Genomic DNA, 25,182 nt, shown 5'->3' with positions numbered 1-25,182 from the left:
GAGAAGACTAAAGGTTAGGGAGTTATTGTGAAATACTGCCTGGTTGATGATAGTGTATAGTAACTTGTATACAATCAAAATGAATGTTTTTAGTAGAAAGGATAAGGGTTCTTTCTATAGAAGAAAGTAGGATAGATAACTTTTTGTATTTTTTTATAAAAAATACTTGTTATTTAAAAACCATGATGGTATATTAATAAACGTCGCTGATGCGGAAACGCAGAAAACGACAAAAAAGAAATTCGAAAACATAGTTGACATCGAAAAATGAAGATGTTAATATGATGAAGTCGCTTTTGAAGCGGCAGACAAGTTCTTTGAAAACTGAACGAAACAAACAACGTGAACGTCAATTTTTATTTTTAGATGCTAGACAAACTAACTTTATTGGAGAGTTTGATCCTGGCTCAGGATGAACGCTGGCGGCGTGCCTAATACATGCAAGTCGAGCGAATGGATTAAGAGCTTGCTCTTATGAAGTTAGCGGCGGACGGGTGAGTAACACGTGGGTAACCTACCCATAAGACTGGGATAACTCCGGGAAACCGGGGCTAATACCGGATAATATTTTGAACTGCATAGTTCGGAATTGAAAGGCGGCTTCGGCTGTCACTTATGGATGGACCCGCGTCGCATTAGCTAGTTGGTGAGGTAACGGCTCACCAAGGCGACGATGCGTAGCCGACCTGAGAGGGTGATCGGCCACACTGGGACTGAGACACGGCCCAGACTCCTACGGGAGGCAGCAGTAGGGAATCTTCCGCAATGGACGAAAGTCTGACGGAGCAACGCCGCGTGAGTGATGAAGGCTTTCGGGTCGTAAAACTCTGTTGTTAGGGAAGAACAAGTGCTAGTTGAATAAGCTGGCACCTTGACGGTACCTAACCAGAAAGCCACGGCTAACTACGTGCCAGCAGCCGCGGTAATACGTAGGTGGCAAGCGTTATCCGGAATTATTGGGCGTAAAGCGCGCGCAGGTGGTTTCTTAAGTCTGATGTGAAAGCCCACGGCTCAACCGTGGAGGGTCATTGGAAACTGGGAGACTTGAGTGCAGAAGAGGAAAGTGGAATTCCATGTGTAGCGGTGAAATGCGTAGAGATATGGAGGAACACCAGTGGCGAAGGCGACTTTCTGGTCTGTAACTGACACTGAGGCGCGAAAGCGTGGGGAGCAAACAGGATTAGATACCCTGGTAGTCCACGCCGTAAACGATGAGTGCTAAGTGTTAGAGGGTTTCCGCCCTTTAGTGCTGAAGTTAACGCATTAAGCACTCCGCCTGGGGAGTACGGCCGCAAGGCTGAAACTCAAAGGAATTGACGGGGGCCCGCACAAGCGGTGGAGCATGTGGTTTAATTCGAAGCAACGCGAAGAACCTTACCAGGTCTTGACATCCTCTGAAAACTCTAGAGATAGAGCTTCTCCTTCGGGAGCAGAGTGACAGGTGGTGCATGGTTGTCGTCAGCTCGTGTCGTGAGATGTTGGGTTAAGTCCCGCAACGAGCGCAACCCTTGATCTTAGTTGCCATCATTAAGTTGGGCACTCTAAGGTGACTGCCGGTGACAAACCGGAGGAAGGTGGGGATGACGTCAAATCATCATGCCCCTTATGACCTGGGCTACACACGTGCTACAATGGACGGTACAAAGAGCTGCAAGACCGCGAGGTGGAGCTAATCTCATAAAACCGTTCTCAGTTCGGATTGTAGGCTGCAACTCGCCTACATGAAGCTGGAATCGCTAGTAATCGCGGATCAGCATGCCGCGGTGAATACGTTCCCGGGCCTTGTACACACCGCCCGTCACACCACGAGAGTTTGTAACACCCGAAGTCGGTGGGGTAACCTTTATGGAGCCAGCCGCCTAAGGTGGGACAGATGATTGGGGTGAAGTCGTAACAAGGTAGCCGTATCGGAAGGTGCGGCTGGATCACCTCCTTTCTATGGAGAATTGATGAACGCAGTTCATCAATAAACGTTGACTTGTTTTGTTTCGTTCAGTTTTGAGAGAACTATCTCTCAAGTTTAAATGTATGTTCTTTGAAAACTAGATAACAGTGTAGCTCATATTTTTTTAATTTTAGTTTGGTTAAGTTAGAAAGGGCGCACGGTGGATGCCTTGACACTAGGAGTCGATGAAGGACGGGACTAACGCCGATATGCTTCGGGGAGCTGTAAGTAAGCTTTGATCCGAAGATTTCCGAATGGGGAAACCCACTATACGTAATGGTATGGTATCCTTACCTGAATACATAGGGTATGGAAGACAGACCCAGGGAACTGAAACATCTAAGTACCTGGAGGAAGAGAAAGCAAATGCGATTTCCTGAGTAGCGGCGAGCGAAACGGAATCTAGCCCAAACCAAGAGGCTTGCCTCTTGGGGTTGTAGGACATTCTATACGGAGTTACAAAGGAACGAGGTAGACGAAGCGACCTGGAAAGGTCCGTCACAGAGGGTAATAACCCCGTAGTCGAAACTTCGTTCTCTCTTGAATGTATCCTGAGTACGGCGGAACACGTGAAATTCCGTCGGAATCTGGGAGGACCATCTCCCAAGGCTAAATACTCCCTAGTGATCGATAGTGAACCAGTACCGTGAGGGAAAGGTGAAAAGCACCCCGGAAGGGGAGTGAAAGAGATCCTGAAACCGTGTGCCTACAAATAGTCAGAGCCCGTTAATGGGTGATGGCGTGCCTTTTGTAGAATGAACCGGCGAGTTACGATCCCGTGCGAGGTTAAGCTGAAGAGGCGGAGCCGCAGCGAAAGCGAGTCTGAATAGGGCGTTTAGTACGTGGTCGTAGACCCGAAACCAGGTGATCTACCCATGTCCAGGGTGAAGTTCAGGTAACACTGAATGGAGGCCCGAACCCACGCACGTTGAAAAGTGCGGGGATGAGGTGTGGGTAGCGGAGAAATTCCAATCGAACCTGGAGATAGCTGGTTCTCCCCGAAATAGCTTTAGGGCTAGCCTTAAGTGTAAGAGTCTTGGAGGTAGAGCACTGATTGAACTAGGGGTCCTCATCGGATTACCGAATTCAGTCAAACTCCGAATGCCAATGACTTATCCTTAGGAGTCAGACTGCGAGTGATAAGATCCGTAGTCAAGAGGGAAACAGCCCAGATCGCCAGCTAAGGTCCCAAAGTGTGTATTAAGTGGAAAAGGATGTGGAGTTGCTTAGACAACTAGGATGTTGGCTCAGAAGCAGCCACCATTTAAAGAGTGCGTAATAGCTCACTAGTCGAGTGACTCTGCGCCGAAAATGTACCGGGGCTAAATACACCACCGAAGCTGCGAATTGATACCAATGGTATCAGTGGTAGGGGAGCGTTCTAAGTGCAGTGAAGTCAGACCGGAAGGACTGGTGGAGCGCTTAGAAGTGAGAATGCCGGTATGAGTAGCGAAAGACGGGTGAGAATCCCGTCCACCGAATGCCTAAGGTTTCCTGAGGAAGGCTCGTCCGCTCAGGGTTAGTCAGGACCTAAGCCGAGGCCGACAGGCGTAGGCGATGGACAACAGGTTGATATTCCTGTACCACCTCTTTATCGTTTGAGCAATGGAGGGACGCAGAAGGATAGAAGAAGCGTGCGATTGGTTGTGCACGTCCAAGCAGTTAGGCTGATAAGTAGGCAAATCCGCTTATCGTGAAGGCTGAGCTGTGATGGGGAAGCTCCTTATGGAGCGAAGTCTTTGATTCCCCGCTGCCAAGAAAAGCTTCTAGCGAGATAAAAGGTGCCTGTACCGCAAACCGACACAGGTAGGCGAGGAGAGAATCCTAAGGTGTGCGAGAGAACTCTGGTTAAGGAACTCGGCAAAATGACCCCGTAACTTCGGGAGAAGGGGTGCTTTCTTAACGGAAAGCCGCAGTGAATAGGCCCAAGCGACTGTTTAGCAAAAACACAGGTCTCTGCGAAGCCGTAAGGCGAAGTATAGGGGCTGACACCTGCCCGGTGCTGGAAGGTTAAGGAGAGGGGTTAGCGTAAGCGAAGCTCTGAACTGAAGCCCCAGTAAACGGCGGCCGTAACTATAACGGTCCTAAGGTAGCGAAATTCCTTGTCGGGTAAGTTCCGACCCGCACGAAAGGTGTAACGATTTGGGCACTGTCTCAACCAGAGACTCGGTGAAATTATAGTACCTGTGAAGATGCAGGTTACCCGCGACAGGACGGAAAGACCCCGTGGAGCTTTACTGTAGCCTGATATTGAATTTTGGTACAGTTTGTACAGGATAGGCGGGAGCCATTGAAACCGGAGCGCTAGCTTCGGTGGAGGCGCTGGTGGGATACCGCCCTGACTGTATTGAAATTCTAACCTACGGGTCTTATCGACCCGGGAGACAGTGTCAGGTGGGCAGTTTGACTGGGGCGGTCGCCTCCTAAAGTGTAACGGAGGCGCCCAAAGGTTCCCTCAGAATGGTTGGAAATCATTCGTAGAGTGCAAAGGCATAAGGGAGCTTGACTGCGAGACCTACAAGTCGAGCAGGGACGAAAGTCGGGCTTAGTGATCCGGTGGTTCCGCATGGAAGGGCCATCGCTCAACGGATAAAAGCTACCCCGGGGATAACAGGCTTATCTCCCCCAAGAGTCCACATCGACGGGGAGGTTTGGCACCTCGATGTCGGCTCATCGCATCCTGGGGCTGTAGTCGGTCCCAAGGGTTGGGCTGTTCGCCCATTAAAGCGGTACGCGAGCTGGGTTCAGAACGTCGTGAGACAGTTCGGTCCCTATCCGTCGTGGGCGCAGGAAATTTGAGAGGAGCTGTCCTTAGTACGAGAGGACCGGGATGGACGCACCGCTGGTGTACCAGTTGTTCTGCCAAGGGCATAGCTGGGTAGCTATGTGCGGAAGGGATAAGTGCTGAAAGCATCTAAGCATGAAGCCCCCCTCAAGATGAGATTTCCCATAGCGTAAGCTAGTAAGATCCCTGAAAGATGATCAGGTTGATAGGTTCGAGGTGGAAGCATGGTGACATGTGGAGCTGACGAATACTAATAGATCGAGGACTTAACCATATAATATGAAGCAACGTTATCTAGTTTTGAGAGAATATAAAAAACTTATTGACTTTCTAAGTGAATCAAGTATAATAATGTTTGTCTCAATCGAATATAGTCTGGTAATGATGGCAGAGAGGTCACACCCGTTCCCATACCGAACACGGAAGTTAAGCTCTCTAGCGCCAATGGTAGTTGGGACCTTGTCCCTGCGAGAGTAGGACGTTGCCAGGCAAAATGGAGGATTAGCTCAGCTGGGAGAGCACCTGCCTTACAAGCAGGGGGTCGGCGGTTCGATCCCGTCATCCTCCACCATATATGTCGGAGGGGTAGCGAAGTGGCTAAACGCGGCGGACTGTAAATCCGCTCCTTCGGGTTCGGCAGTTCGAATCTGCCCCCCTCCACCATTTCTTAATTATTGGGCTATAGCCAAGCGGTAAGGCAACGGACTTTGACTCCGTCATGCGCTGGTTCGAATCCAGCTAGCCCAGCCATTAAGAGCCATTAGCTCAGTTGGTAGAGCATCTGACTTTTAATCAGAGGGTCGAAGGTTCGAATCCTTCATGGCTCACCATTTTCTTTAAAAATATGCGGGTGTGGCGGAATTGGCAGACGCACTAGACTTAGGATCTAGCGCCTTTGGCGTGGGGGTTCGACTCCCTTCACCCGCACTTTTAATAAAATAACTCAAACATGTCTTGCGGAAGTAGTTCAGTGGTAGAATACAACCTTGCCAAGGTTGGGGTCGCGGGTTCGAATCCCGTCTTCCGCTCCAATTTTCATTATGACATGCCGGGGTGGCGGAACAGGCAGACGCACAGGACTTAAAATCCTGCGGTGGGTGACCACCGTGCGGGTTCGACCCCCGCCCTCGGCACCATATGCGCCCGTAGCTCAATTGGATAGAGCGTTTGACTACGGATCAAGAGGTTAGGGGTTCGACTCCTCTCGGGCGCGCTTTTATTAACGGGAAGTGGCTCAGCTTGGTAGAGCACCTGGTTTGGGACCAGGGGGTCGCAGGTTCAAATCCTGTCTTCCCGATTTTCCCAAAAACATGGGGCCTTAGCTCAGCTGGGAGAGCGCCTGCCTTGCACGCAGGAGGTCAGCGGTTCGATCCCGCTAGGCTCCACTTTATTTTTTATATGTCGGAGGTATACCCAAGTTCGGCTGAAGGGATCGGTCTTGAAAACCGACAGGCGGCGAGAGTCGCGCGGGGGTTCGAATCCCTCTACCTCCTCCATTTATTTTTAAAACATAATATCGTCGCGGGGTGGAGCAGTACGGTAGCTCGTCGGGCTCATAATCCGAAGGTCGCAGGTTCAAATCCTGTCCCCGCAACCAATGGTCCCGTGGTGTAGTGGTTAACATGCCTGCCTGTCACGCAGGAGATCGCCGGTTCGACCCCGGTCGGGACCGCCATTTTATGTTGGCTCGGTAGCTCAGTCGGTAGAGCAGAGGACTGAAAATCCTCGTGTCGGCGGTTCGATTCCGTCCCGAGCCACCATTTTTTTGTTTTTTTTTATGCCGGCTTAGCTCAATTGGTAGAGCAACTGACTTGTAATCAGTAGGTTGGGGGTTCAAGTCCTCTAGCCGGCACCATTTAGGGGCATAGTTTAAAGGTAGAACTGAGGTCTCCAAAACCTCCAGTGTGGGTTCAATTCCTACTGCCCCTGTAAAGTATATGGGCCTATAGCTCAGCTGGTTAGAGCGCACGCCTGATAAGCGTGAGGTCGATGGTTCGAGTCCATTTAGGCCCACCATATATATTCCGCAGTAGCTCAGTGGTAGAGCTATCGGCTGTTAACCGATCGGTCGTAGGTTCGAGTCCTACCTGCGGAGCCATGGCCCGTTGGTCAAGTGGTTAAGACACCGCCCTTTCACGGCGGTAACACGGGTTCGAATCCCGTACGGGTCATAAAAAAAGAGTCAGCATATTGCTGACTCTTTTTTATTATGTATAAGCCTCTTTTTATCACCTTATTTTCCTGAAATAAATAAAGGGATTTAGGAAAAGCTATGGTATGTATTAAAAGGAGGAGATGAAAAATGACGCAAGTTAGAGAACTTATGAGTACTCATATCGTACATTGTACACCATTAGACAATGTATATGAGGCAGCTGTAAAAATGAAGGAAGAATCGGTTGGATTGATTCCTGTTATTGAAAATAAACAAGTTGTTGGGCTTGTTACTGATCGAGACTTAGTTGTTCGTGGGATTGCTGAAAAACATCCTGGATCTAATCAAATTACAAATGTAATGACAACAAACATTGTTTCAGTTTCTCCAGACGATTCTATTGAAAAAGCTACAGAATTAATGGCACAATATCAAATTAGACGGTTACCGGTTGTTGAGAGCGGTCAACTTGTTGGGATGCTAGCACTAGGTGATTTAGCTATAAGAAAATCAGCAGATGATCAAGCAGGGTTTGCTTTAAGTGAAATCTCAGAGCATATGGAATAAATTATGTATAAAGATCAGATACATTATTCTAGTATATACGGATTAAACTAATATGTTAGCGTGATGTATCTGAGACATTATATAATAAGTATAGAGTCAATATTTTTGACAGTTTTTTTAAATTTGTCATTCCTAATTTTTAATAAGAGAAAAAATGATATACTGAGAGATATAAGTGTTATTATAGATTTTGAATATAACAATATTCGTTGTTAATGATGTAATAATGAATTAATATTTCCTACGTAGATAAAGTGAAACTTTAATTATTGGGGGTGTCCATCCCCCAATAATTATTAGTTGAACCAATCGGGCTTTTATGGGCAGTTTTATCTCCCACCTAACTTCCTCGCATTCGCAGAATTTTGAGGTGGGAGTCTTACTGCCCGCAAATAGCGGGATAAAAAGGGAAGGGGAATTATATGAGGGCTGTACAGGGCGATCCAAATTGGAATTTGGTTACAGATACATATATAGAACCAAATAATTTCGCTGAGTTATTTTCTTTGCTTGTACCTTGTCATCCAAAAGGTGAAAGGAAAGAGCGAACTATATTAGTATGGAAAGAAAAAGAATTTTATAAAGAAGAAAATTTAGCGGCATTTATCGTATATGGCATGAATAAAGTAAAGAATTTACCGCAGTTTCATAAAGATGAAATTCCAACTCTAGTACGTATTCTTCGTTTATGTCAAGAGATTGGTTGGTATGAAGAGGCAAATGCTTTTATGATAACCCAAGGGCTAGATGAATTTGTCCGAACTTCATTGGAGTATGAAACATGGGATCTTTTGACGAAAGCAGTTGCTTTAAACTATTTAATTATTAAATATCGTATTGGTGAATTAACAGCTGAGGATGTAGAAATTTGGGATCGAGTTAAATTTAGTGAGAAATGTATAACAGATTGCAAACATCTATTATCTCATAAAGAAGTATTGGAATTTACATTCTTTTATATGTGTAAGCGAGCGAAAACACTGTCAAAAGAGAAATTAAATAGTGATATGATGAGTCTGGCAATGTATTGTAATACTTTTGTGTATGATTTATATACACATGACTTATTACGAAAGTATCGTAAGTGTACAGACTTCCTATCATATTATGGACCTAGTCAAGCGGTTTTAGCTTGTCAAAGAGCTGTACTTTCACAAATTTTCGATCGATTAGACCCTTTAAAGACAACTCATGTAGATGATTATTTATATGTGATGAAAGAAATGATGGAGCATATGACGATAGGGGTAATGGATCGGTATGGTCATTTTATTGGAAAGCTACTATCATATGTACCATTTTTCGAAATGATCCAAGTTCCACAGCATGCATATTATTGTGAAGAATTACTGTATATTTGTAAGGGAATTGAATACAAAGAAGAAATACTACGCAATTATATATTTATACAATTACATGATTGTTTACCATCATTCTTTAAACTATTTCTTAAAAATAAGCGTTATGCAACGATTCATGATATTCTTTTCTATTGGTGCGACGATGAACAAAGAATGAGCTTAGAGAAAAAATATAATCTTAGTTTCATTTATGAAAAATATGCTTGTGGATAAACCATATTTTACATATTAAAAATCAATATAAATTAAAAAGGATCTCAAGTTTATGTGAGATCCTTTTTTTGTTAGTAAAGCAAGGAGAAAGTAACTAAGATAAGAAATAACATTCCATAAAGGAGAAATTGTGCAGTATAACTTCCTTGTATACCAAAAAAAGTATTCATTTTTTCATATAAATTCAATATATATTTCATTGGATTATCTTTGAAAGATTGGTACACAGTGTTTCCTCTTTCTAAGCTTCTTGTTCATGTTTTTGGTTATTAGGAACATGAACGTATCTAGCTATGAATAATAAAACACCTATAAAGAATACAGGAAGTACGGTAGATAAATAAAAACCATTACTAATTATATTTGTTATAAGAGCACTTAAAAGAAAAATTACATTATAAATATGGGCAATTTTTTGTTTTAGCCGCATTTGTAATGCTTCCATAATGATTTCTAAAGCAACAAAAGCAATAATAATAGATAAAAATACAGTGTTCGTATTATAAATGATTAAACAACAGATTAAACCTAAAAAGGCCAGGTATTCAATAAAGAGAGGTATATTGCGTGGCATATAATTTACCTAACTAAATATGGCAGTGGGTTTACTGCATTTGTTTTTTCAAAATTCCATTCCCCATTATGTAATTCAAAATGGAGATGTTGCCCGTATGAATGACCTGTGTTTCCCATATGACCTACTAATTGTCCAGTTTGTACTTGATCACCAGCTTGTACAGTGCGATCCTTCATATGAGCATAAACTGTTGTATATAATTTCCCATTTATTTGATGGGCGATGAACACGACATTGCCGTAGCTAGCCGAATAATAAGATTTCACAACCTTACCTGCAGCAGCAGCTTGAATAGAGACATTTCCTTGTGCTGCTATATCTATACCATAATGCATTTGCTCCCAGCGCATATCAAAAGTGGAGCTGATTTTCCCTTGAGTAGGGAATTTGAAAACTGCTGGAATTGATGCAGGTTGAGCTGTTTTAGCTTGTGCTTGATTTTGATTTTGCACTACATAGTGTTTTGCTACATATCCGTATCCTGTGCCAAAACGAATTTTATACCAAGTACCTACCGTTTCTACTACTTGTACTTGTGTACCATTTTGTAATGAGCCAAGTAGAGTGCCACTTGTGCTAGCATTGCTACGTACATTTAATTTTGGTGTTGCAACAGTATAAGAAGGAGAACCTTGTACTGTTACACCTTTTACTAGAGGTGTGGATCCATTAGATACAAATGTTTTTTGTACGTAACCAATTTGACCGTTATGTAATATTTTGTACCAATCTCCTTGTTCACCTTGAATGGTAATGAATTGACCATTTGGTAATATATCTAGAATAGAAGACTCTGTATTAGGTTCAGAACGAACGTTTAATGCGTTTGCATTTACGATATATTGAGACTTTGGTTGAACATTTTTTTTGAATAGAATTGCATCTTTTTTCATATAGCCTGTTTTGTTGTTAACAGATACTTTATACCAATCTTGAACTGTTTCAAGAATAGTAACCGGGCTATTAAATCGAATGGTATCAATTATTGCACTGTCTGTATGGCTATTTTGATGTAGTGCAACGTTGTCAATTTTTACATATCCAGTTTTTACTGTAGATGGTTGCTTAGCAGCCGCTGTTTGTATATCGGATTCTCCCATAGAAGGAAGTAAAGAAGCAATTGCGATAGTAGTTGCTGTTAAAGCTGTAGCTTTCATATTCATGTAATAAAGACCTCCTCTAGTTGTATAGTTGTAATTTTATTATAGTATAAAGATATAATATATTGGTCGTATTCACATAAATGTAATATGAAATCAATAAAAATAATGTCAGAAGAGAGATTCGTATATAAATATTGTATATATCATTTGTGAGGTCTCATTTATATTTGTTTAACATGTTAATAATTAATTCTCAATTAAGAAAATTAAAACAGTTGATGATGTCTTATGGCGGTGTTATACTGACAGTGATAATTTTATAGTTTGCTAGGAGGGCTGGTGTTGCCAGCTGAGAGTAGGGCCGTAAGCCTTTGATCCTTTTTATTACCTGATCTAGATTATGCTAGCGTAGGGAAGCAATTCGGACATTAACAATGAGTCCCCGTTTCTTTGCGTATAGAAACGGGGCTTTTTTATTTGAAAATTTCATATTAACACCACTAGGGGTGCTTTTCGTGCTGAGAGAGGAATAATCCTTAACCCTTACAACACCTGATCTAGATAATACTAGCGAAGGGAAGTGGAACAACGAATAAATTATAATTTTATTTGCTGTAACCACTTCTTATATACAGAAGTAGTTTTTTTATTGAGATAAATAGATATATAGGAAGGGGAATTATTAATGAAATTTTGTGAAAGATTATTTGATACGGTGCAGCCTGTTTGGGAGAAAAGTCATAATCATCCGTTTGTAGTAGGTATGGGGGATGGTACGTTGGAAAAAGACAAATTCCAGTACTATATTATTCAAGATTATTTATATTTGTTAGATTATGCAAAGCTATATGCAATTGGGGTTGTAAAGGCAACGAATCCACAAGTTATGGCAAAATTTGCAGAGCAAATTGATGGGATTTTAAATGGAGAAATGACGATCCATAAACAGTATGCAAACAAACTTGGCATTACTGTAGAGGAGATAGAATCTGCGAAACCATCTGCTAAAAATTTAGCCTATACAAATTACATGATGTCTGTATCTCAAAATGGCACACTTGTAGAATTAATATCAGCTTTACTTCCATGTATGTGGAGCTATTGGGAGATCGGAAAGCGTTTAAATGATATTCCTGGAGCAAGCAATCATGAGTTCTTTGGAGAGTGGATTCAAGGATATTGTTCTGAAGAATACGGTAACCTTTGTATTTGGTTAATAGATTTATTAAATGAAATGGCAGTTGGAAAGTCAGAGAAAGAGCTAGACCGATTAGAGGAGATTTTCTTATATTCCAGCCGATTTGAATATTTATTCTGGGATATGGCTTATCGTAAGGAGATGTGGGGTTTTGAGGAGCAAGAACATACTACAGTTTCATAATGTTTCCTTTCATTATGATGAGAAACCAATCATCAATGAATTAAATGCTTCTATACAAGATAAAGAGTTTGTAAGTATTATCGGGCCGAGTGGATGCGGGAAAAGTACTTTATTTCGCCTTATTACAGGCTTAGAAGAGGCAAGTACTGGACAGATAGAGCTGACAAAAACAAAGAGTCATCCTGTAGGGTATATGCCCCAAAAAGATATGCTCTTGCCGTGGAGGACGATTATTGAGAATGCTGCCCTGCCGCTAGAGTGCCAAGGTGTGCAGAAGAAAGAAGCGCAAGTAAAAGCGAAAGAACTGTTACATAAATTTGGTTTACAAGGGTACGAGAAAAAATATCCGAAAGATTTATCTGGTGGTATGAGGCAACGCGTATCTTTTATCCGAACTTTATTAACAGGCGGGGAGATATTATTGTTAGATGAACCGTTTAGCGCATTGGACGCTTTAACGAAGGCATCTTTGCAAGAATGGTTGTTTGAACAATGGAAAGAGTGGGAAAAAACAATTTTATTTATCACTCATGATGTTGAAGAAGCATTGTTTCTTTCTAATCGAATTTTGGTTGTAGAAAATCAACCGATAGCAACTTTAACTGAGCGAATTGTGCCGCTTGATCGTAACCGAACAAGAAAAGATTTATATAAGCCTGAAGTGTTAGCGCTTAAAGAAGAGCTCCTTAGTATGTTACAAAGGCAGGTACTCGTATGATGAATCGCTTGAAGGAGTTATTACCTGCCCTAATATTAAGTGGAATTTTACTTGCTCTGTGGGAAGTAGGAGCAAGAATTGTAGATGAGATGTACATTTTGCCATCACCTTCTGCAATTGTAATGAAGATATGGGCGCTGAAAGATATATTATTTACGGTTCATTTACCTGCAACGTTGTACGTCGTTTTAACAGGCGTTGTTATTTCTATCGTACTGGGCGTAGGGCTAGCAATGTTAATGAATGCGAGTACGTGGATGGAAAGAGCATTTTATCCGTTATTAGTTGCTTCACAAACCATCCCGATTACTGCGCTTGCGCCGCTCTTCGTTTTATGGTTTGGATATACCATCTGGAGTAAGGTTGTTGTTACCGTTTTAATTACGTTTTTCCCAATTGCGGTCAATACGTATGATGGACTGCGCAGTACGAAAAAAGAATGGGAGGAGCTATTAGTTACATATGGTGCAACGAAAAAAGATATTTTTCTAAAGCTAAAGTTGCCATCTGCTCTTCCTTATTTTTTTTCAGCGTTAAAAATTGCGATACCACTTAGCGTTATTGGGGCAGCGATTGGTGAATGGCTCGGTGCACAAGCTGGGCTTGGATATTTCAGTAAAAGAATGATGACGCAGTTAGACGGAGCTGGTGTATTTGCACCAATTGTATTGTTATCATTATTAGCTATTTTCTTCGTCATACTTGTTTCGATATTAGAAAAGAAATTTATTAGTTGGAGGAAACATTCATGAAATTATTAAAACGCATCTTTGTGTTTACATTATTAGTTGCAATGATTGCAGGATGTTCGAGTAACTCGGCATCAGATAAGAATAAATCAGAAAAAGAAATAACAGTAATGCTTGATTGGTACCCGAATGCGGTACATAGCTTTATTTATACGGCAATTGAAAAAGGATACTTTAAAGAAGAAGGAGTCAAGGTGAATATTAAATTCCCTTCTAATCCGACTGATCCATTAACGCTAGCGGCAGCAGGGAAAGTGACAGTTGGTTTGTATTATCAACCAGATGTTGTCATGGCAAAAGCAAATGAACAAATTCCAGTGAAATCAATTGGAGCTGTCGTACGTTCACCGTTAAATCATGTTGTATCACTGAAGTCAGCAGGCATTCAATCGCCAAAAGATTTAGAGGGGAAAACAGTTGGATATTCTGGAACACCTTTAAGTGAGATGTATTTAAAAACGATGGTAAAAGAAGCTGGTGGTAATCCAGATACAGTGAAAGTAGTCGATGTTGGCTTTGATTTAGTACCAGCATTAATTACGAAAAAAGTGGATGCGGTAACAGGGGCATACATTAACCATGAAGTACCTGTTATGCGTCATGAAGGTCATGAACCAGCATACTTTAATCCAGCAGATTATGGTGTACCGAACTATCATGAGCTTGTGTTTGTAACGGGTGATAAAACGTTGAAAAAAGATAAAGAAGCATTGCAAGCCTTTTTACGTGGGGCACAAAAAGGGTATGACTTTATGAAGAAAAAACCCGATGAAGCATTAAATATTTTATTAGATCATCAAGAAAAAGAAAACTTCCCGCTTGTACCAGAAGTTGAAAAAGAAAGTATGAAAATTTTATTAGAGAAGATGGAAACGAAAGATGAGCCATTCTTATCGGATTCAAAAGAGTCATGGGAGAAACAAAACAAATGGTTGAAAGACAAAGGAATGACGAAAGAAATCGTTCCAGCCGATGAATTATTTGAAAACATTTTAAAGTAGGCGAATGAATATGAAAAATGAGCTCCATGTAATCTCAAATGGCCATATGCCATTCGAAGAGTTAGTGAATGTAGCGATGCAAATTGAGAGTGAGATCGATTATTTGCATATTCGTGAGCGTGAGAAAAGTACGAAGGAATTGTATGAAGGTTTGGAAAGTCTTTTGGGGAAAGGCTTTCCAGCATCGAAGATAGTGATAAATGATCGAATTGATATTGCTATTCTATTAAATATTCCGCGTGTTCAGCTAGGATATCGAAGCGCAGATGTAAGGTTAGTAAAAGAAAAGTTTTCTTATTTGCATGTCGGTTATTCAGTACATTCGCTAGATGAAGCGATAGTAGCATTTAAAAATGGAGCAGATTCACTCGTTTATGGTCATGTATTTCCGACAGATTGTAAAAAAGGTGTGCCAGCGAGAGGATTAGAAGAAATTGCTCATATGGCAAGTTGTTTATCCATACCAATAACTGCAATTGGTGGGATTACCCATGAAAATACAGGTGATGTTCTTGCAAATGGTGTAAGTGGCATTGCTGTTATGTCCGGGATTATAAGCAGTAGTAATCCGTATAGCAAGGCGAAATCTTATAAGGAATCAATAAGAAAGTGGGCGGAAAAACATGTGTAAGAAGTATGATGTAGCGATTATTGGCGGAGGTGTAATTGGTAGTTCAGTTGCACACTTTCTAGCAGAAAGAGGGCATAAAGTAGCGATTGTAGAGAAGCAAAGAATCGCATCTGAAGCTTCGAAAGCAGCTGCTGGTTTGCTCGGTGTTCAGGCAGAATGGGATGCATGTGATCCGTTGTTTGAGCTTGCTAGAGAAAGCCGTGCTATATTTCCACAACTTGCAGCAGTTTTACGTGAAAAAACAGGCATCGATATTGGGTATGAAGAAAAGGGCATTTATCGCATCGCTCAAAATGAAGATGAGAAGAAAAGAATTCTTCATATTATGGATTGGCAGCAGAAAACAGGTGAAGATTCCCGATTTCTAACGGGGGACCATTTACGGGAAAAAGAGCCGTTTCTTTCCGAGTCAATTATAGGGGCGGTATATTATCCGAAAGATGGTCAAGTTATTGCACCAGAGCTTACGAAAGCATTCGCACATTCTGCAGCAATTTCCGGAGCTGATATATATGAACAAACAGAAGTGTTTGATATTCGTATTGAAAATAATAAAGTGACTGGAATTGTGACAAACGAAGGTGTAATCACATGTGAAAAAGTCGTTATCGCCGGAGGATCATGGAGTACGAAATTGCTACATTATTTTCAGAGTGATTGGGGTACATATCCTGTTAAGGGGGAGGTTGTTGCAGTAAGAAGCAAGAAACCGCTCTTGAAAGCTCCTATTTTCCAAGAACGTTTTTATATTACGCCGAAACGTGGTGGCCGTTACGTAATTGGGGCAACAATGAAGCCTCATACATTTAATAAGTCTGTACAACCAGAAAGTATTACTTCCATATTAGAGCGTGCCTACACAATATTGCCTGCTTTAAAAGAAGCAGAATGGGAAAGTACGTGGGCTGGGTTAAGACCGCAGTCTAATCATGAAGCTCCTTATATGGGAGAGCATGAAGAAATAAAAGGTTTATATGCTTGTACGGGCCATTATCGAAACGGCATTTTATTAAGTCCTGTTTCTGGTCAGTATATGGCTGATTTAATAGAAGGAAAGCAGGAGAATCACTTGCTAGATTCATTGCTTTCTAAAACGGTTTAGAAAGGGGATGGAAGTTTGAATTTAAAAATTAATGGTAACCAAATTGAAGTACCAGAGAGTATAAAAACAGTAGCTGGGCTACTTACACATTTAGAGTTAGATAACAGAATTGTTGTAGTAGAACGTAATAAAGATATTTTACAAAAAGATGATCATAACGATACATCTGTTTTTGATGGGGACCAAATTGAGATTGTAACTTTCGTAGGAGGCGGTTGATTATGTTAAACATTGGACAATTTTCATTTCATTCTAGACTTTTATTAGGAACAGGGAAATTCCCTGATTTTGATGTGCAGCAAAAGGCAATTGATGTTTCTGAGGCTGAGATTTTAACATTCGCAGTACGTCGTATGGATATATTCGATGCGAAGCAGCCTAATTTATTAGAGAAACTTGATGTAAAAAAATATACGTTATTACCGAATACAGCAGGAGCAAAAAATGCTGAAGAAGCTGTTCGTATTGCAAAATTAGCAAAAGCTTCTGGACTTTGTGACATGATAAAAGTAGAAGTTATTGGTGATGATAGAACGTTATTACCTGATCCAGTAGAAACGTTAAAGGCATCTGAAATGTTACTAGAAGAAGGATTTATCGTTCTTCCTTACACATCTGATGATGTTGTATTAGCACGCAAACTACAAGAACTTGGCGTGCATGCGATTATGCCAGGAGCATCACCCATCGGATCAGGACTTGGTATTGTAAATCCATTAAATTTAAGCTTTATTATTGAACAAGCGACAGTACCAGTTATCGTTGACGCAGGTATTGGTAGCCCAGCTGATGCGGCATTTGCGATGGAATTAGGAGCGGATGGTGTGTTATTAAATACTGCAGTATCTGGAGCGAACGATCCTATTAAAATGGCATACGCAATGAAATTAGGTATTGAGGCAGGACGATTAGGGTTTGAAGCAGGTCGTATTGCACGTAAGCGCTGCGCGACAGCAAGTAGTCCTTTAGAAGGAATGAGCGTAGTTGAATAATCGATATTCTCGCCAAGAACTATTTTCTCCAATTGGGGAAGAAGGGCAACAAAAGCTAGGAGAAAAGCATGTACTTATTATCGGTGCAGGTGCATTAGGTAGTGCAAATGCAGAGATGTTTGTAAGGGCAGGCGTTGGTAAGGTAACAATTGTTGACCGCGATTATGTAGATTGGAGTAATTTGCAAAGACAACAATTGTATGCAGAGAGTGATGTAGAGAATAATCTTCCGAAGGCTGTAGCGGCAAAAAAACGTCTAGAAGAGGTTAATAGTGAAGTAAGAGTAGAAGCTCTCGTTCAGGATGTAACGGCTGAAGAGTTAGAAGAACTCGTTACAAATGTTGATGTAATCATCGATGCGACTGACAATTTCGAAACACGTTTCATTGTGAATGATATATCGCAAAAATATTCTATTCCATGGGTTTACGGGGCATGTGTAGGGAGTTACGGTCTTTCTTATACTATTCTTCCAGGAAAAACGCCATGTTTATCTTGTTTATTACAATCGATTCCACTTGGCGGAGCGACATGTGATACGGCGGGTATTATATCACCTGCTGTATCTCTTGTCGTTTCTCATCAAGTAACGGAAACACTTAAACTGTTAGTAGAAGATTATGACTCGCTTCGAGATGGGCTTGTATCATTTGATGTATGGAAAAATGAATATTCATGTATGAATGTGCGAAAGCTTCGTAAACATAATTGTCTATCGTGTGGTGAACAAGCAGTATATCCATATTTAAATAAGGAAAACACTTCAAAAACAGCAGTGTTATGCGGGAGAAATACAGTTCAAATTAGACCACCTTATAAAGAGGAAATGGATTTTGAACAATATAAAAAATTGTTGAATGATCGTGTGACTGATTTAAATGTAAATCCATATTTATTATCATTTTCGGTTGAAGAAAAGAGATTAGTTGCTTTTAAAGATGGCCGTGTCCTTGTACATGGAACGAAAGATATAAGCGAAGCGAAAACAATTTATCATCGCTATTTTGGGTAGAAAAGGATGAGTGGAATGAAAGTGAATAAAGCTTTAACGATTGCAGGGTCTGATAGCGGAGGCGGCGCTGGGATTCAGGCGGATTTAAAAACATTCCAAGAGCTTGGTGTATATGGAATGACGGCTATTACAGCAATTACTGCTCAAAATACGCTTGGCGTTCAAGGGGTGTATCCTGTTTCTTTAGAAGGAATTACGGAACAGCTGCATTCAATTGGCACGGATTTAACGCCAGATGCTGTGAAACTGGGAATGTTATTTAGTAGTGAAATTATTCAAATTGTGGCAGAGTATATTAAGAAATTTTGCTGGAATAATATTGTGCTAGATCCTGTTATGATTGCTAAAGGTGGTGCGTCATTATTACAACAAGAAGCAGTACAAGCATTAAAAGAATATTTATTGCCAGTAGCAACGGTTGTCACACCGAATGTTCCGGAAGCAGAAGTGTTAACTGGAATGGAGATTCAAAATATAGAAGATAGTAAGGAAGCTGCAAAAGTATTGCATGAATTAGGAGCTAAATATGTGCTTATGAAGGGCGGACATGCAGAATATCAAGGTAATGAAGTAATTGATTTACTCTTTGATGGTGAGCAGTTTATTGAATTTAGAAGTGAACGAATTCCTTCGAAGCAAACGCACGGAAGTGGATGTACATTTGCTTCAGCGGTTACAGCAGGACTTGCGAAAGGCTACTTGATGGAAGAGGCAGTTCAAGAAGCAAAACGATTTATTAGTATAGCAATTGAAGAGCCATTGAATATTGGAAGTGGTCATGGGCCGACGAATCATTTTGCATATAAATTGAATAAGACGCATGTATAAAGATACGAGAAGCCAGTTTGTTAACTGGCTTTTTTTGTGTTTACTTTTTCCAAATACAGGAGTAATATATCAGCCAGAATACATTTTTTGTAATACGCTGAATTCAAATTTATGGAGCGGAGGAACCAATTTGTGCGTCGTCACTAGGGGTGAATCTTTCAATGTTGAAAGTAGGGCTACTCTCAAAGCCCGAATCCGACAGCTAACTTCGTAAGCGTCTTGAGAGAGGACGGTGCCATGATGGATACATCACTTCATCGGTCTGATTAGTATAGGAGAATATCAATCTATGTTTGAGTTCTTTTATGCTAAGGAGGATGAGGTACATGGAACTAACACTTATTTGTGTTGGAGAAAAAAACAAGGTAAAGAGTTTAAGAGAGCTAGTAGCATTTCAGCATGAGTTAATTATTTTTACAGCCAATGAAGAGATAGCGGATGAAGTTAGAGAGTATGGGTTTGAATCAGCTTATAGCTGTAATAAGGAGAAGGATTTTACTAGTATTTGCACACGTATTAAGAAGGTGATTTTACTAGGGGATGAGCTTCCGATAGTTAGTTTCTTCACAGAACACATTCGTTTTTCTTTTCAAGCGCCTATTACTGTTGTTACAAAGAATAAACGCTATCCGGCCAGGCTCTACGAAACAATTGGAGCTAAATTTGTAGTGTTTACGAACTGTGATAATATTTCTTTTTTATTTTTTGAATAAGGTGGGGGAAATGAAGATGAAAGTGTTGTTACTAGGAGATATAGCGAATCGTTGGGCGATATCGGTAGAGAGAGTTCACGAATTGGTAGTGCTCGATCCTCTTTTTCCAGGTCCATATATTATATTACCATCAAAAGATGTTTTGTATTTAGAGGCGGATATTACCGAATATGAGCAGTTACATGCGGAATTATCACAAGTTTATATTCGAGGGAGAAATTTGCGTGCTTTTTTGCGTGGAGAATAAAGGTTGAATGAAAAAAGAGCGAATGCTGAGTGCAACAAGCTATGCACTTCATGTAATTCGCTCTTTTTATTTCGTATTTAAAAGATCATTTCTGTGAAAAAGAAAGGAAAGACGAGAAAACAGATGAAAAAATATTAATAACAACTAATGTAAACGCTTAAATAGATGGATATTTTCTTATTTTCAGTAATTTACCCCTTTACAAGTTAAATTTAGAGGAGTATATTTACTCTCATAAATCATTCATTAAATTTCCAAAAAAAACCTAAAATCGCTGAGTTCCAGAAATGGAGCGGGGGAACCAATTTTGTGCATTGTCACTTGGGGTGAATCTTTCAATTTTGAAAGTAGGGCTACTCTTTAGGCCCGAATCCGACAGCTAACCTCGTAAGCGTTTAGAGAGGAGGTTTACTTTGTGTTGTTCGTTTCGAACACTAAGTAGAGCTTAGTGTTCTTTTTTTGATAACTATATGGTAAAATTTAACAAAAAAGTGAGGGGTAGTTATGTTAGATGTTGTAATGATCGGTATTTTTGTTGGGTTAGTCGCATCGATGGCAAGTCTTGCAAGTTGGTCAGATAAAGTTGTGAAAGAAGGGAAGCAATCATGATGATTGCCTTATCGGTTATTGTTGCAGCGATTACGGTGTACTTAGTATACGCATTATTAAATCCAGAAAAGTTTTAATTAGGGGGAATCATTCATTATGATTTGGGTTGCAGTCATTATTACAATGCTCTTGTTTATTTTAGTAGCAAAGCCAATGGGGATTTATTTAGAGAAAGCCTTTCAAGGTAGCAAGAAGCTAGATAAAGTATTCGGGCCTTTTGAGAAACTTATTTTTAAAATTACAGGTGTAAAAGGATACAATCAAACGTGGAAACAGTATGCATTATCATTAGTTCTACTCAATGGATTTATGATTGTTGTCGTATATTTCATTTTCAGATTACAAGGCGTATTGCCATTAAATCCAGCGCATATTGAAGGGATGGAGCCTACGCTCGCTTTTAATACAGCGATTAGTTTTATGGCTGATACAAACTTACAGCATTATAGCGGTGAAAATGGCTTATCTTATTTATCACAATTAATCGGGATTACATTTTTAATGTTTACGGCACCAGCAACGACGTTAGCGCTCGTTATGGCTTTTATAAGAGGACTCGCTGGAAAAGAACTCGGTAACTTTTTCGTTGATTTTACGAGAGCATTAACGAGAGTTTTTCTTCCTATCGCATTTATTGCGGCGTTGGTCTTTGTCGCACTTGGTGTACCACAAACGTTAGATGGAGCGGTTATGGCACAAACAATTGATGGTGCGAAGCAAAGTATTTTACGTGGTCCAGTTGCATCATTCGTTTCAATTAAGGAACTTGGAAATAACGGCGGTGGATTTTTCGGGGCAAACTCTACACATCCTTTTGAAAATCCAGGGCAAATGAGTAATATTTTGCAAATGATGCTTATGATGTTATTGCCAACAGCACTTCCATTTACGTACGGAAGAATGATAGGAAATAAAAAACAAGGACGTATCCTTTTCGTTTCACTATTTATGGTGTTTTTACTCGGATTTATAACGATTACTACATCTGAATTAAATGGTAATCCGGCATTAAATGGAATGGGTATCGAACATGTACAAGGAAGTACAGAAGGAAAAGAAGTGCGATTTGGAACAGTATTTTCTTCACTATACGCAACAGTAACGACAGCTGCTGAAACAGGGGCCGTTAATACGATGCATGATACGTTAACACCAATTGGTGGTCTAGTTCCACTCGTAAATATGATGTTAAATACAGTATACGGCGGTGTTGGAGCAGGTTTTGTGAACATTATTATGTATGCAATTATTGCAGTCTTTATATCTGGGTTAATGGTTGGACGGACACCGGAGTTTTTAGGTAAGAAAATTGAAGGTAAGGAAATGAAATTGATTGCGGTAACGATTTTATTTCATCCATTGCTTATTTTAGGGTTTTCAGCATTAGCTCTTTCAACAAGCTTAGGAACGGATGCAATTTCTCATTCAGGTTTCCACGGTTTAACGCAAGTTGTATATGAATACACATCGTCAGCTGCGAATAACGGATCTGGATTTGAAGGATTGGGGGATAATACACCGTTTTGGAATATTACGACTGGTTTAGTTATGTTTTTAGGACGCTATTTCAGTTTAATTACGATGCTAGCTGTTGCAGCTTCACTGAAAGAGAAGACGGTAGTACCAGAAACAGTCGGGACATTCCGTACGGATAATGGTTTATTTGGAGGGATCTTTATTGGAACAATTGTAATTGTTGGTGCGTTAACATTCTTCCCGATGTTAGTACTTGGCCCAATTGCAGAATTTCTTACATTGAAGTAATGGAGGGTACATGATGAGACCGGTAGTAGTAAAAGAAAAAAGAGTAAATGAGTCACAAATACATGCTGTAGAAGATGAGGTTAGACAAGCAAAAACGATGGATCGTGATATCGTGACACATGCGATGAAACAATCCTTTGCGAAATTGAATCCGAAAGTAATGATAAAGAATCCGATTATGTTCGTTGTGGAAATTGGATTTATCATTACGTTAATTTTATCCTTTCTTCCAAGTAGTTCTAGTAGTGTACCAGGGTGGTTTAATATAACAGTTTCTCTCATTCTATTATTTACAGTTTTATTTGCTAACTTTGCAGAAGCTTTAGCTGAAGGGCGTGGTAAAGCGCAAGCCGATTCTTTAAAACAATCGAAGAAAGATGTGTTTGCAAATGTTGTAAAAGAAAATGGAGATATTGTTCAAGTTTCAGCAACTGATTTGAGAAAAGGTGACGTTGTTATTGTAAAACAAGGAGAAATGATTCCGAATGATGGTGAAGTAATTAAAGGTTTAGCGTCTGTAGATGAATCTGCAATAACAGGAGAATCAGCTCCTGTTATAAAAGAGGCGGGTGGTGATTTTTGTTCCGTAACAGGCGGTACGATGGTCGTAAGTGATGAAATTACAATTGTAATTACGAGTAATCCTGGTGAATCATTTATTGATAAAATGATTTCGTTAGTAGAAGGGGCTGCACGTCAAAAAACACCGAATGAGATTGCTTTAAATACAGTATTAACGAGTTTAACTCTTATTTTCTTAATCGTTGTTGTGACGTTGCCGATTTTTACAAATTATCTAGGGTTTCAAATTGATACTGCTGTACTTGTAGCGTTGTTAGTTTGTTTAATTCCAACGACAATTGGCGGGTTATTATCAGCGATTGGTATTGCCGGGATGGACCGTGTGACAAAGTTTAATGTGCTAGCAATGTCAGGGAAAGCAGTAGAAGCTGCGGGTGATATTAATACAATTATTTTAGACAAAACGGGTACGATTACTTTCGGGAACCGTATGGCACATACACTACTCCCTGTGGGAAATGAAACGATTGAACAAGTAGGAAAATGGGCTGCCATTAGCTCAGTTTTAGATGAAACACCAGAAGGTCGATCTGTTATTGAGTATGTGAAAGGGAAATCAATATCATATAATAGAGAACTTGCAGAACAAGGTGAGTTTGTTCCGTTTAAAGCAGAAACGAGAATGAGTGGTGTTGATTTAAAAGACGGAACGAAAGTGAGAAAAGGTGCTGTAGGTAGCGTGATTGAATGGGTTCAATCACAAGGCGGAACGATTCCGAAAGATGTGAATCAAAAAGCAGATTTAATTTCAAAAGAGGGCGGGACACCGCTTATAGTTGCAGTAAACGATCGTATTTACGGTTTAATTTATTTAAAGGATACAGTAAAACCTGGTATGCGTGAACGTTTTGAACAATTACGTCAAATGGGAATTAAAACCGTTATGTGTACAGGTGATAATCCATTAACAGCAGCGACAATTGCAAAAGAAGCAGGGGTAGATGAATTCGTTGCTGAGTGTAAACCAGAAGATAAAATTGCGGTTATTAAAGCAGAGCAAGACAAAGGGAAACTTGTAGCGATGACAGGTGATGGTACAAATGATGCCCCGGCATTAGCGCAGGCGGATGTTGGATTAGCGATGAATAGTGGTACGACAGCTGCGAAAGAAGCAGCGAATATGATTGATCTAGATTCGAATCCAACAAAAATCATTGAGGTTGTAGGAATTGGTAAGCAATTGTTAATGACGCGTGGTGCGTTAACAACGTTTAGTATTGCAAACGATATAGCAAAATACTTTGCAATCATTCCAGCAATGTTTACACTTGCGATTCCGCAAATGGAAGCATTAAACATTATGAAATTAACATCACCGCTTTCAGCAATCTTATCAGCATTAATATTTAATGCGGTTATTATTCCGTTACTTATTCCTCTAGCGATGAAAGGTATCGCATATAAACCGATGAGTTCGAATGCACTACTTAGCCGAAACTTACTCATTTATGGGCTTGGTGGAGTGATCGTTCCATTCATTGGAATTAAAGTAATTGATATGATTGTCGGCTTGTTCATATAAGGAAGAGGGGAAAAAAAGATGGCGAAAAAACAAAGTATACTTTCACCAATTATTCGTATTACTTTTACATTTCTAGTTTTGTGCGGCCTCGTATACCCGCTTATTGTAACTGGTATTGCGCAAGCGGTAATGAAGGATAATGCGGATGGAAGTCTTATATATAATGATAAAGATGAAGTAGTTGGTTCAAAATTAATCGGTCAAAATTTCACAGATCCACGTTATTTTCATGGACGTGTCTCTAGTATAGAATATAAAGCAGAAGCATCTGGTTCAAATAACTATGCACCGTCTAATCCAGATTTAGCAAAACGAGTTGAGAAAAGTATTGCAGAGTGGAAGGAACAAAATCCAACCATTCCAGTTACAGAAGTACCGATAGATTTAGTGACGAATTCAGGTTCAGGGCTTGATCCTGACATTAGTCCGAAGGCGGCTTCTGTGCAGGTAGATCGCATCTCAAAATTAACGAATATTCCGAAAGAAAAGCTAGATCAATTGATTAAGGATCAAACAGAAGGAGCTGCACTCGGTTTATTTGGAGAGGATCGTGTAAACGTCTTAAAGCTAAATTTAGAATTGCAGAAATTAATGAAATAGTAACAGTGCTACCTCAATCTAACGG

The 25,182-nt window shown here is 40.3% G+C and carries 21 protein-coding genes, 19 tRNA genes, 3 rRNA genes and 4 riboswitches; of the genes, 41 read left to right on the top strand and 2 right to left on the bottom strand.

What is annotated here, in order from left to right:
* The first annotated feature begins 384 nt into the window (after positions 1 to 384).
* From MHH66_RS22940 to MHH66_RS22825, 24 genes are all read left to right on the top strand, one after another.
* Positions 385 to 1,936, top strand: a 16S ribosomal RNA gene (locus MHH66_RS22940).
* Between the two features lie 146 nt (positions 1,937 to 2,082).
* Positions 2,083 to 5,004: ribosomal RNA gene (locus tag MHH66_RS22935) — 23S ribosomal RNA — on the top strand.
* Positions 5,005 to 5,104: 100 nt separating this feature from the next.
* Positions 5,105 to 5,220: ribosomal RNA gene (gene rrf / locus MHH66_RS22930) — 5S ribosomal RNA — on the top strand.
* The 16S, 23S and 5S rRNA genes sit together here with 19 tRNA genes alongside, the layout of an rRNA operon.
* Positions 5,221 to 5,225: 5 nt before the next feature.
* Positions 5,226 to 5,301 (top strand) — tRNA-Val (locus MHH66_RS22925).
* A gap of 8 nt (positions 5,302 to 5,309) precedes the next feature.
* Positions 5,310 to 5,393: transfer RNA gene (locus MHH66_RS22920), tRNA-Tyr, on the top strand.
* 12 nt (positions 5,394 to 5,405) lie between these two features.
* Positions 5,406 to 5,480: transfer RNA gene (locus MHH66_RS22915), tRNA-Gln, on the top strand.
* A gap of 4 nt (positions 5,481 to 5,484) precedes the next feature.
* A tRNA-Lys gene (locus MHH66_RS22910) sits at positions 5,485 to 5,560 on the top strand.
* Positions 5,561 to 5,576: 16 nt separating this feature from the next.
* A tRNA-Leu gene (locus tag MHH66_RS22905) sits at positions 5,577 to 5,657 on the top strand.
* Positions 5,658 to 5,686: 29 nt separating this feature from the next.
* A tRNA-Gly gene (locus MHH66_RS22900) sits at positions 5,687 to 5,761 on the top strand.
* Between the two features lie 16 nt (positions 5,762 to 5,777).
* Positions 5,778 to 5,866: transfer RNA gene (locus tag MHH66_RS22895), tRNA-Leu, on the top strand.
* A gap of 3 nt (positions 5,867 to 5,869) precedes the next feature.
* Positions 5,870 to 5,943 (top strand) — tRNA-Arg (locus MHH66_RS22890).
* A gap of 10 nt (positions 5,944 to 5,953) precedes the next feature.
* A tRNA-Pro gene (locus tag MHH66_RS22885) sits at positions 5,954 to 6,027 on the top strand.
* Between the two features lie 15 nt (positions 6,028 to 6,042).
* Positions 6,043 to 6,115: transfer RNA gene (locus MHH66_RS22880), tRNA-Ala, on the top strand.
* Positions 6,116 to 6,133: 18 nt separating this feature from the next.
* Positions 6,134 to 6,226: transfer RNA gene (locus MHH66_RS22875), tRNA-Ser, on the top strand.
* 24 nt (positions 6,227 to 6,250) lie between these two features.
* A tRNA-Met gene (locus tag MHH66_RS22870) sits at positions 6,251 to 6,327 on the top strand.
* Positions 6,328 to 6,329: 2 nt separating this feature from the next.
* Positions 6,330 to 6,405: transfer RNA gene (locus MHH66_RS22865), tRNA-Asp, on the top strand.
* A gap of 9 nt (positions 6,406 to 6,414) precedes the next feature.
* A tRNA-Phe gene (locus tag MHH66_RS22860) sits at positions 6,415 to 6,490 on the top strand.
* Between the two features lie 19 nt (positions 6,491 to 6,509).
* Positions 6,510 to 6,585, top strand: a tRNA-Thr gene (locus MHH66_RS22855).
* Positions 6,586 to 6,588: 3 nt separating this feature from the next.
* Positions 6,589 to 6,659: transfer RNA gene (locus MHH66_RS22850), tRNA-Trp, on the top strand.
* A gap of 10 nt (positions 6,660 to 6,669) precedes the next feature.
* Positions 6,670 to 6,746 (top strand) — tRNA-Ile (locus tag MHH66_RS22845).
* Between the two features lie 7 nt (positions 6,747 to 6,753).
* A tRNA-Asn gene (locus MHH66_RS22840) sits at positions 6,754 to 6,828 on the top strand.
* A gap of 1 nt (position 6,829) precedes the next feature.
* A tRNA-Glu gene (locus MHH66_RS22835) sits at positions 6,830 to 6,901 on the top strand.
* A 131-nt stretch (positions 6,902 to 7,032) separates the two neighbouring features.
* On the top strand, positions 7,033 to 7,452 hold the full coding sequence (locus MHH66_RS22830; protein WP_002010634.1) for a CBS domain-containing protein: 420 nt from the start codon (positions 7,033 to 7,035) through the stop codon (positions 7,450 to 7,452).
* A 422-nt stretch (positions 7,453 to 7,874) separates the two neighbouring features.
* The gene (locus tag MHH66_RS22825; protein WP_078184483.1) at positions 7,875 to 9,026 is read left to right on the top strand and encodes a DUF3965 domain-containing protein; all 1,152 of its coding nucleotides are present in this window, start codon (positions 7,875 to 7,877) and stop codon (positions 9,024 to 9,026) included.
* A gap of 241 nt (positions 9,027 to 9,267) precedes the next feature.
* Here the strand turns inward: MHH66_RS22825 and MHH66_RS22820 are convergent, their stop codons facing one another.
* Together MHH66_RS22820 and MHH66_RS22815 are read right to left on the bottom strand one after the other, a co-directional pair.
* The gene (locus tag MHH66_RS22820) at positions 9,268 to 9,600 is read right to left on the bottom strand and encodes a hypothetical protein (RefSeq protein WP_002010638.1); all 333 of its coding nucleotides are present in this window, start codon (positions 9,598 to 9,600) and stop codon (positions 9,268 to 9,270) included.
* A gap of 5 nt (positions 9,601 to 9,605) precedes the next feature.
* Positions 9,606 to 10,766, bottom strand: a complete 1,161-nt coding sequence (locus MHH66_RS22815; RefSeq protein ID WP_061675220.1) for an SH3 domain-containing protein — start codon at positions 10,764 to 10,766, stop codon at positions 9,606 to 9,608.
* Between the two features lie 259 nt (positions 10,767 to 11,025).
* A riboswitch (TPP riboswitch) is annotated at positions 11,026 to 11,138 on the top strand.
* A gap of 60 nt (positions 11,139 to 11,198) precedes the next feature.
* Positions 11,199 to 11,302, top strand: a riboswitch (TPP riboswitch).
* 89 nt (positions 11,303 to 11,391) lie between these two features.
* Between MHH66_RS22815 and tenA the strand changes: the two genes are divergently transcribed.
* The 17 genes from tenA (at position 11,392) to kdpC (ending at position 25,157) form a co-directional block, all read left to right on the top strand.
* Positions 11,392 to 12,087, top strand: coding sequence for a thiaminase II (tenA, locus tag MHH66_RS22810; RefSeq protein WP_078184484.1), 696 nt, complete (start codon positions 11,392 to 11,394; stop codon positions 12,085 to 12,087).
* The gene (locus MHH66_RS22805) at positions 12,056 to 12,805 is read left to right on the top strand and encodes an ABC transporter ATP-binding protein (protein ID WP_002125326.1); all 750 of its coding nucleotides are present in this window, start codon (positions 12,056 to 12,058) and stop codon (positions 12,803 to 12,805) included. The genes tenA and MHH66_RS22805 overlap by 32 nt, the downstream gene beginning before the upstream one ends.
* Positions 12,805 to 13,557: an ABC transporter permease gene (locus MHH66_RS22800; RefSeq protein WP_063218571.1), complete on the top strand. Its 753-nt coding sequence runs from the start codon at positions 12,805 to 12,807 to the stop codon at positions 13,555 to 13,557. The genes MHH66_RS22805 and MHH66_RS22800 overlap by 1 nt, the downstream gene beginning before the upstream one ends.
* Positions 13,554 to 14,555: an ABC transporter substrate-binding protein gene (locus tag MHH66_RS22795; RefSeq protein ID WP_002140427.1), complete on the top strand. Its 1,002-nt coding sequence runs from the start codon at positions 13,554 to 13,556 to the stop codon at positions 14,553 to 14,555. The genes MHH66_RS22800 and MHH66_RS22795 overlap by 4 nt, the downstream gene beginning before the upstream one ends.
* Before the next feature lie 10 nt (positions 14,556 to 14,565).
* A complete protein-coding gene (tenI, locus tag MHH66_RS22790; RefSeq protein WP_063218551.1) occupies positions 14,566 to 15,186 on the top strand; it encodes a thiazole tautomerase TenI in 621 nt (206 codons plus the stop codon).
* Complete coding sequence (gene thiO, locus MHH66_RS22785) at positions 15,179 to 16,288, top strand: glycine oxidase ThiO (protein WP_078184485.1); 1,110 nt, start codon at positions 15,179 to 15,181, stop codon at positions 16,286 to 16,288. The genes tenI and thiO overlap by 8 nt, the downstream gene beginning before the upstream one ends.
* Before the next feature lie 15 nt (positions 16,289 to 16,303).
* A complete protein-coding gene (gene thiS, locus MHH66_RS22780; RefSeq protein WP_002010653.1) occupies positions 16,304 to 16,507 on the top strand; it encodes a sulfur carrier protein ThiS in 204 nt (67 codons plus the stop codon).
* Between the two features lie 2 nt (positions 16,508 to 16,509).
* Positions 16,510 to 17,280 carry a thiazole synthase gene (thiG, locus tag MHH66_RS22775; RefSeq protein WP_002186754.1) on the top strand — a complete coding sequence of 257 codons (771 nt, stop codon included), beginning with the start codon at positions 16,510 to 16,512 and terminating at the stop codon, positions 17,278 to 17,280.
* A complete protein-coding gene (locus MHH66_RS22770; protein WP_002140432.1) occupies positions 17,273 to 18,292 on the top strand; it encodes a thiazole biosynthesis adenylyltransferase ThiF in 1,020 nt (339 codons plus the stop codon). The genes thiG and MHH66_RS22770 overlap by 8 nt, the downstream gene beginning before the upstream one ends.
* 15 nt (positions 18,293 to 18,307) lie before the next feature.
* The gene (gene thiD / locus MHH66_RS22765) at positions 18,308 to 19,120 is read left to right on the top strand and encodes a bifunctional hydroxymethylpyrimidine kinase/phosphomethylpyrimidine kinase (RefSeq protein ID WP_078184486.1); all 813 of its coding nucleotides are present in this window, start codon (positions 18,308 to 18,310) and stop codon (positions 19,118 to 19,120) included.
* 85 nt (positions 19,121 to 19,205) lie between these two features.
* Positions 19,206 to 19,353, top strand: a riboswitch (cyclic di-AMP (ydaO/yuaA leader).
* A 93-nt stretch (positions 19,354 to 19,446) separates the two neighbouring features.
* Complete coding sequence (locus MHH66_RS22760; RefSeq protein ID WP_002029867.1) at positions 19,447 to 19,833, top strand: hypothetical protein; 387 nt, start codon at positions 19,447 to 19,449, stop codon at positions 19,831 to 19,833.
* Positions 19,834 to 19,849: 16 nt separating this feature from the next.
* Entirely contained in the window at positions 19,850 to 20,080 is a 231-nt protein-coding gene (locus MHH66_RS22755) for a hypothetical protein (protein WP_016101779.1), read from the top strand.
* Positions 20,081 to 20,342: 262 nt separating this feature from the next.
* Positions 20,343 to 20,488: riboswitch (cyclic di-AMP (ydaO/yuaA leader) on the top strand.
* A 96-nt stretch (positions 20,489 to 20,584) separates the two neighbouring features.
* Positions 20,585 to 20,689 carry a SipW-dependent-type signal peptide-containing protein gene (locus MHH66_RS22750; RefSeq protein WP_000887888.1) on the top strand — a complete coding sequence of 35 codons (105 nt, stop codon included), beginning with the start codon at positions 20,585 to 20,587 and terminating at the stop codon, positions 20,687 to 20,689.
* On the top strand, positions 20,686 to 20,766 hold the full coding sequence (gene kdpF, locus MHH66_RS22745; protein WP_000972378.1) for a K(+)-transporting ATPase subunit F: 81 nt from the start codon (positions 20,686 to 20,688) through the stop codon (positions 20,764 to 20,766). Before MHH66_RS22750 ends, kdpF begins: the two co-directional genes overlap by 4 nt.
* A 19-nt stretch (positions 20,767 to 20,785) precedes the next feature.
* Positions 20,786 to 22,453, top strand: coding sequence for a potassium-transporting ATPase subunit KdpA (kdpA, locus tag MHH66_RS22740; RefSeq protein WP_078184487.1), 1,668 nt, complete (start codon positions 20,786 to 20,788; stop codon positions 22,451 to 22,453).
* A 13-nt stretch (positions 22,454 to 22,466) separates the two neighbouring features.
* Positions 22,467 to 24,557 (top strand): potassium-transporting ATPase subunit KdpB, encoded by a 2,091-nt coding sequence (kdpB, locus tag MHH66_RS22735; RefSeq protein ID WP_078184488.1) that lies wholly within the window; start codon positions 22,467 to 22,469, stop codon positions 24,555 to 24,557.
* An 18-nt stretch (positions 24,558 to 24,575) separates the two neighbouring features.
* The gene (gene kdpC, locus MHH66_RS22730; protein ID WP_063218557.1) at positions 24,576 to 25,157 is read left to right on the top strand and encodes a K(+)-transporting ATPase subunit C; all 582 of its coding nucleotides are present in this window, start codon (positions 24,576 to 24,578) and stop codon (positions 25,155 to 25,157) included.
* The last annotated feature ends 25 nt before the right edge of the window (positions 25,158 to 25,182 follow it).

This window comes from Bacillus sp. FSL H8-0492, from assembly GCF_038006145.1.
Taxonomy (GTDB): Bacteria; Bacillota; Bacilli; order Bacillales; family Bacillaceae_G; genus Bacillus_A; species Bacillus_A mycoides.
The sequence above is the reverse complement of the archived record's forward strand: the minus strand, read 5'-3'. Positions and strand labels throughout refer to the sequence as shown.

Excerpts from the sequence above, each read along its gene's own strand:
- MHH66_RS22830 (WP_002010634.1), top strand. The coding sequence starts at position 7,033 with ATGACGCAAGTTAGAGAACTTATGAGTACTCATATCGTACATTGTACA.
- MHH66_RS22825 (WP_078184483.1), top strand. The coding sequence starts at position 7,875 with ATGAGGGCTGTACAGGGCGATCCAAATTGGAATTTGGTTACAGATACA.
- MHH66_RS22820 (WP_002010638.1), bottom strand. The coding sequence starts at position 9,600 with ATGCCACGCAATATACCTCTCTTTATTGAATACCTGGCCTTTTTAGGT.
- MHH66_RS22815 (WP_061675220.1), bottom strand. The coding sequence starts at position 10,766 with ATGAATATGAAAGCTACAGCTTTAACAGCAACTACTATCGCAATTGCT.
- tenA (WP_078184484.1), top strand. The coding sequence starts at position 11,392 with ATGAAATTTTGTGAAAGATTATTTGATACGGTGCAGCCTGTTTGGGAG.
- MHH66_RS22800 (WP_063218571.1), top strand. The coding sequence starts at position 12,805 with ATGAATCGCTTGAAGGAGTTATTACCTGCCCTAATATTAAGTGGAATT.
- MHH66_RS22795 (WP_002140427.1), top strand. The coding sequence starts at position 13,554 with ATGAAATTATTAAAACGCATCTTTGTGTTTACATTATTAGTTGCAATG.
- tenI (WP_063218551.1), top strand. The coding sequence starts at position 14,566 with ATGAAAAATGAGCTCCATGTAATCTCAAATGGCCATATGCCATTCGAA.
- thiO (WP_078184485.1), top strand. The coding sequence starts at position 15,179 with ATGTGTAAGAAGTATGATGTAGCGATTATTGGCGGAGGTGTAATTGGT.
- thiG (WP_002186754.1), top strand. The coding sequence starts at position 16,510 with ATGTTAAACATTGGACAATTTTCATTTCATTCTAGACTTTTATTAGGA.
- thiD (WP_078184486.1), top strand. The coding sequence starts at position 18,308 with ATGAAAGTGAATAAAGCTTTAACGATTGCAGGGTCTGATAGCGGAGGC.
- MHH66_RS22760 (WP_002029867.1), top strand. The coding sequence starts at position 19,447 with ATGGAACTAACACTTATTTGTGTTGGAGAAAAAAACAAGGTAAAGAGT.
- MHH66_RS22755 (WP_016101779.1), top strand. The coding sequence starts at position 19,850 with ATGAAAGTGTTGTTACTAGGAGATATAGCGAATCGTTGGGCGATATCG.
- MHH66_RS22750 (WP_000887888.1), top strand. The coding sequence starts at position 20,585 with ATGTTAGATGTTGTAATGATCGGTATTTTTGTTGGGTTAGTCGCATCG.
- kdpF (WP_000972378.1), top strand. The coding sequence starts at position 20,686 with ATGATGATTGCCTTATCGGTTATTGTTGCAGCGATTACGGTGTACTTA.
- kdpA (WP_078184487.1), top strand. The coding sequence starts at position 20,786 with ATGATTTGGGTTGCAGTCATTATTACAATGCTCTTGTTTATTTTAGTA.
- kdpB (WP_078184488.1), top strand. The coding sequence starts at position 22,467 with ATGAGACCGGTAGTAGTAAAAGAAAAAAGAGTAAATGAGTCACAAATA.
- kdpC (WP_063218557.1), top strand. The coding sequence starts at position 24,576 with ATGGCGAAAAAACAAAGTATACTTTCACCAATTATTCGTATTACTTTT.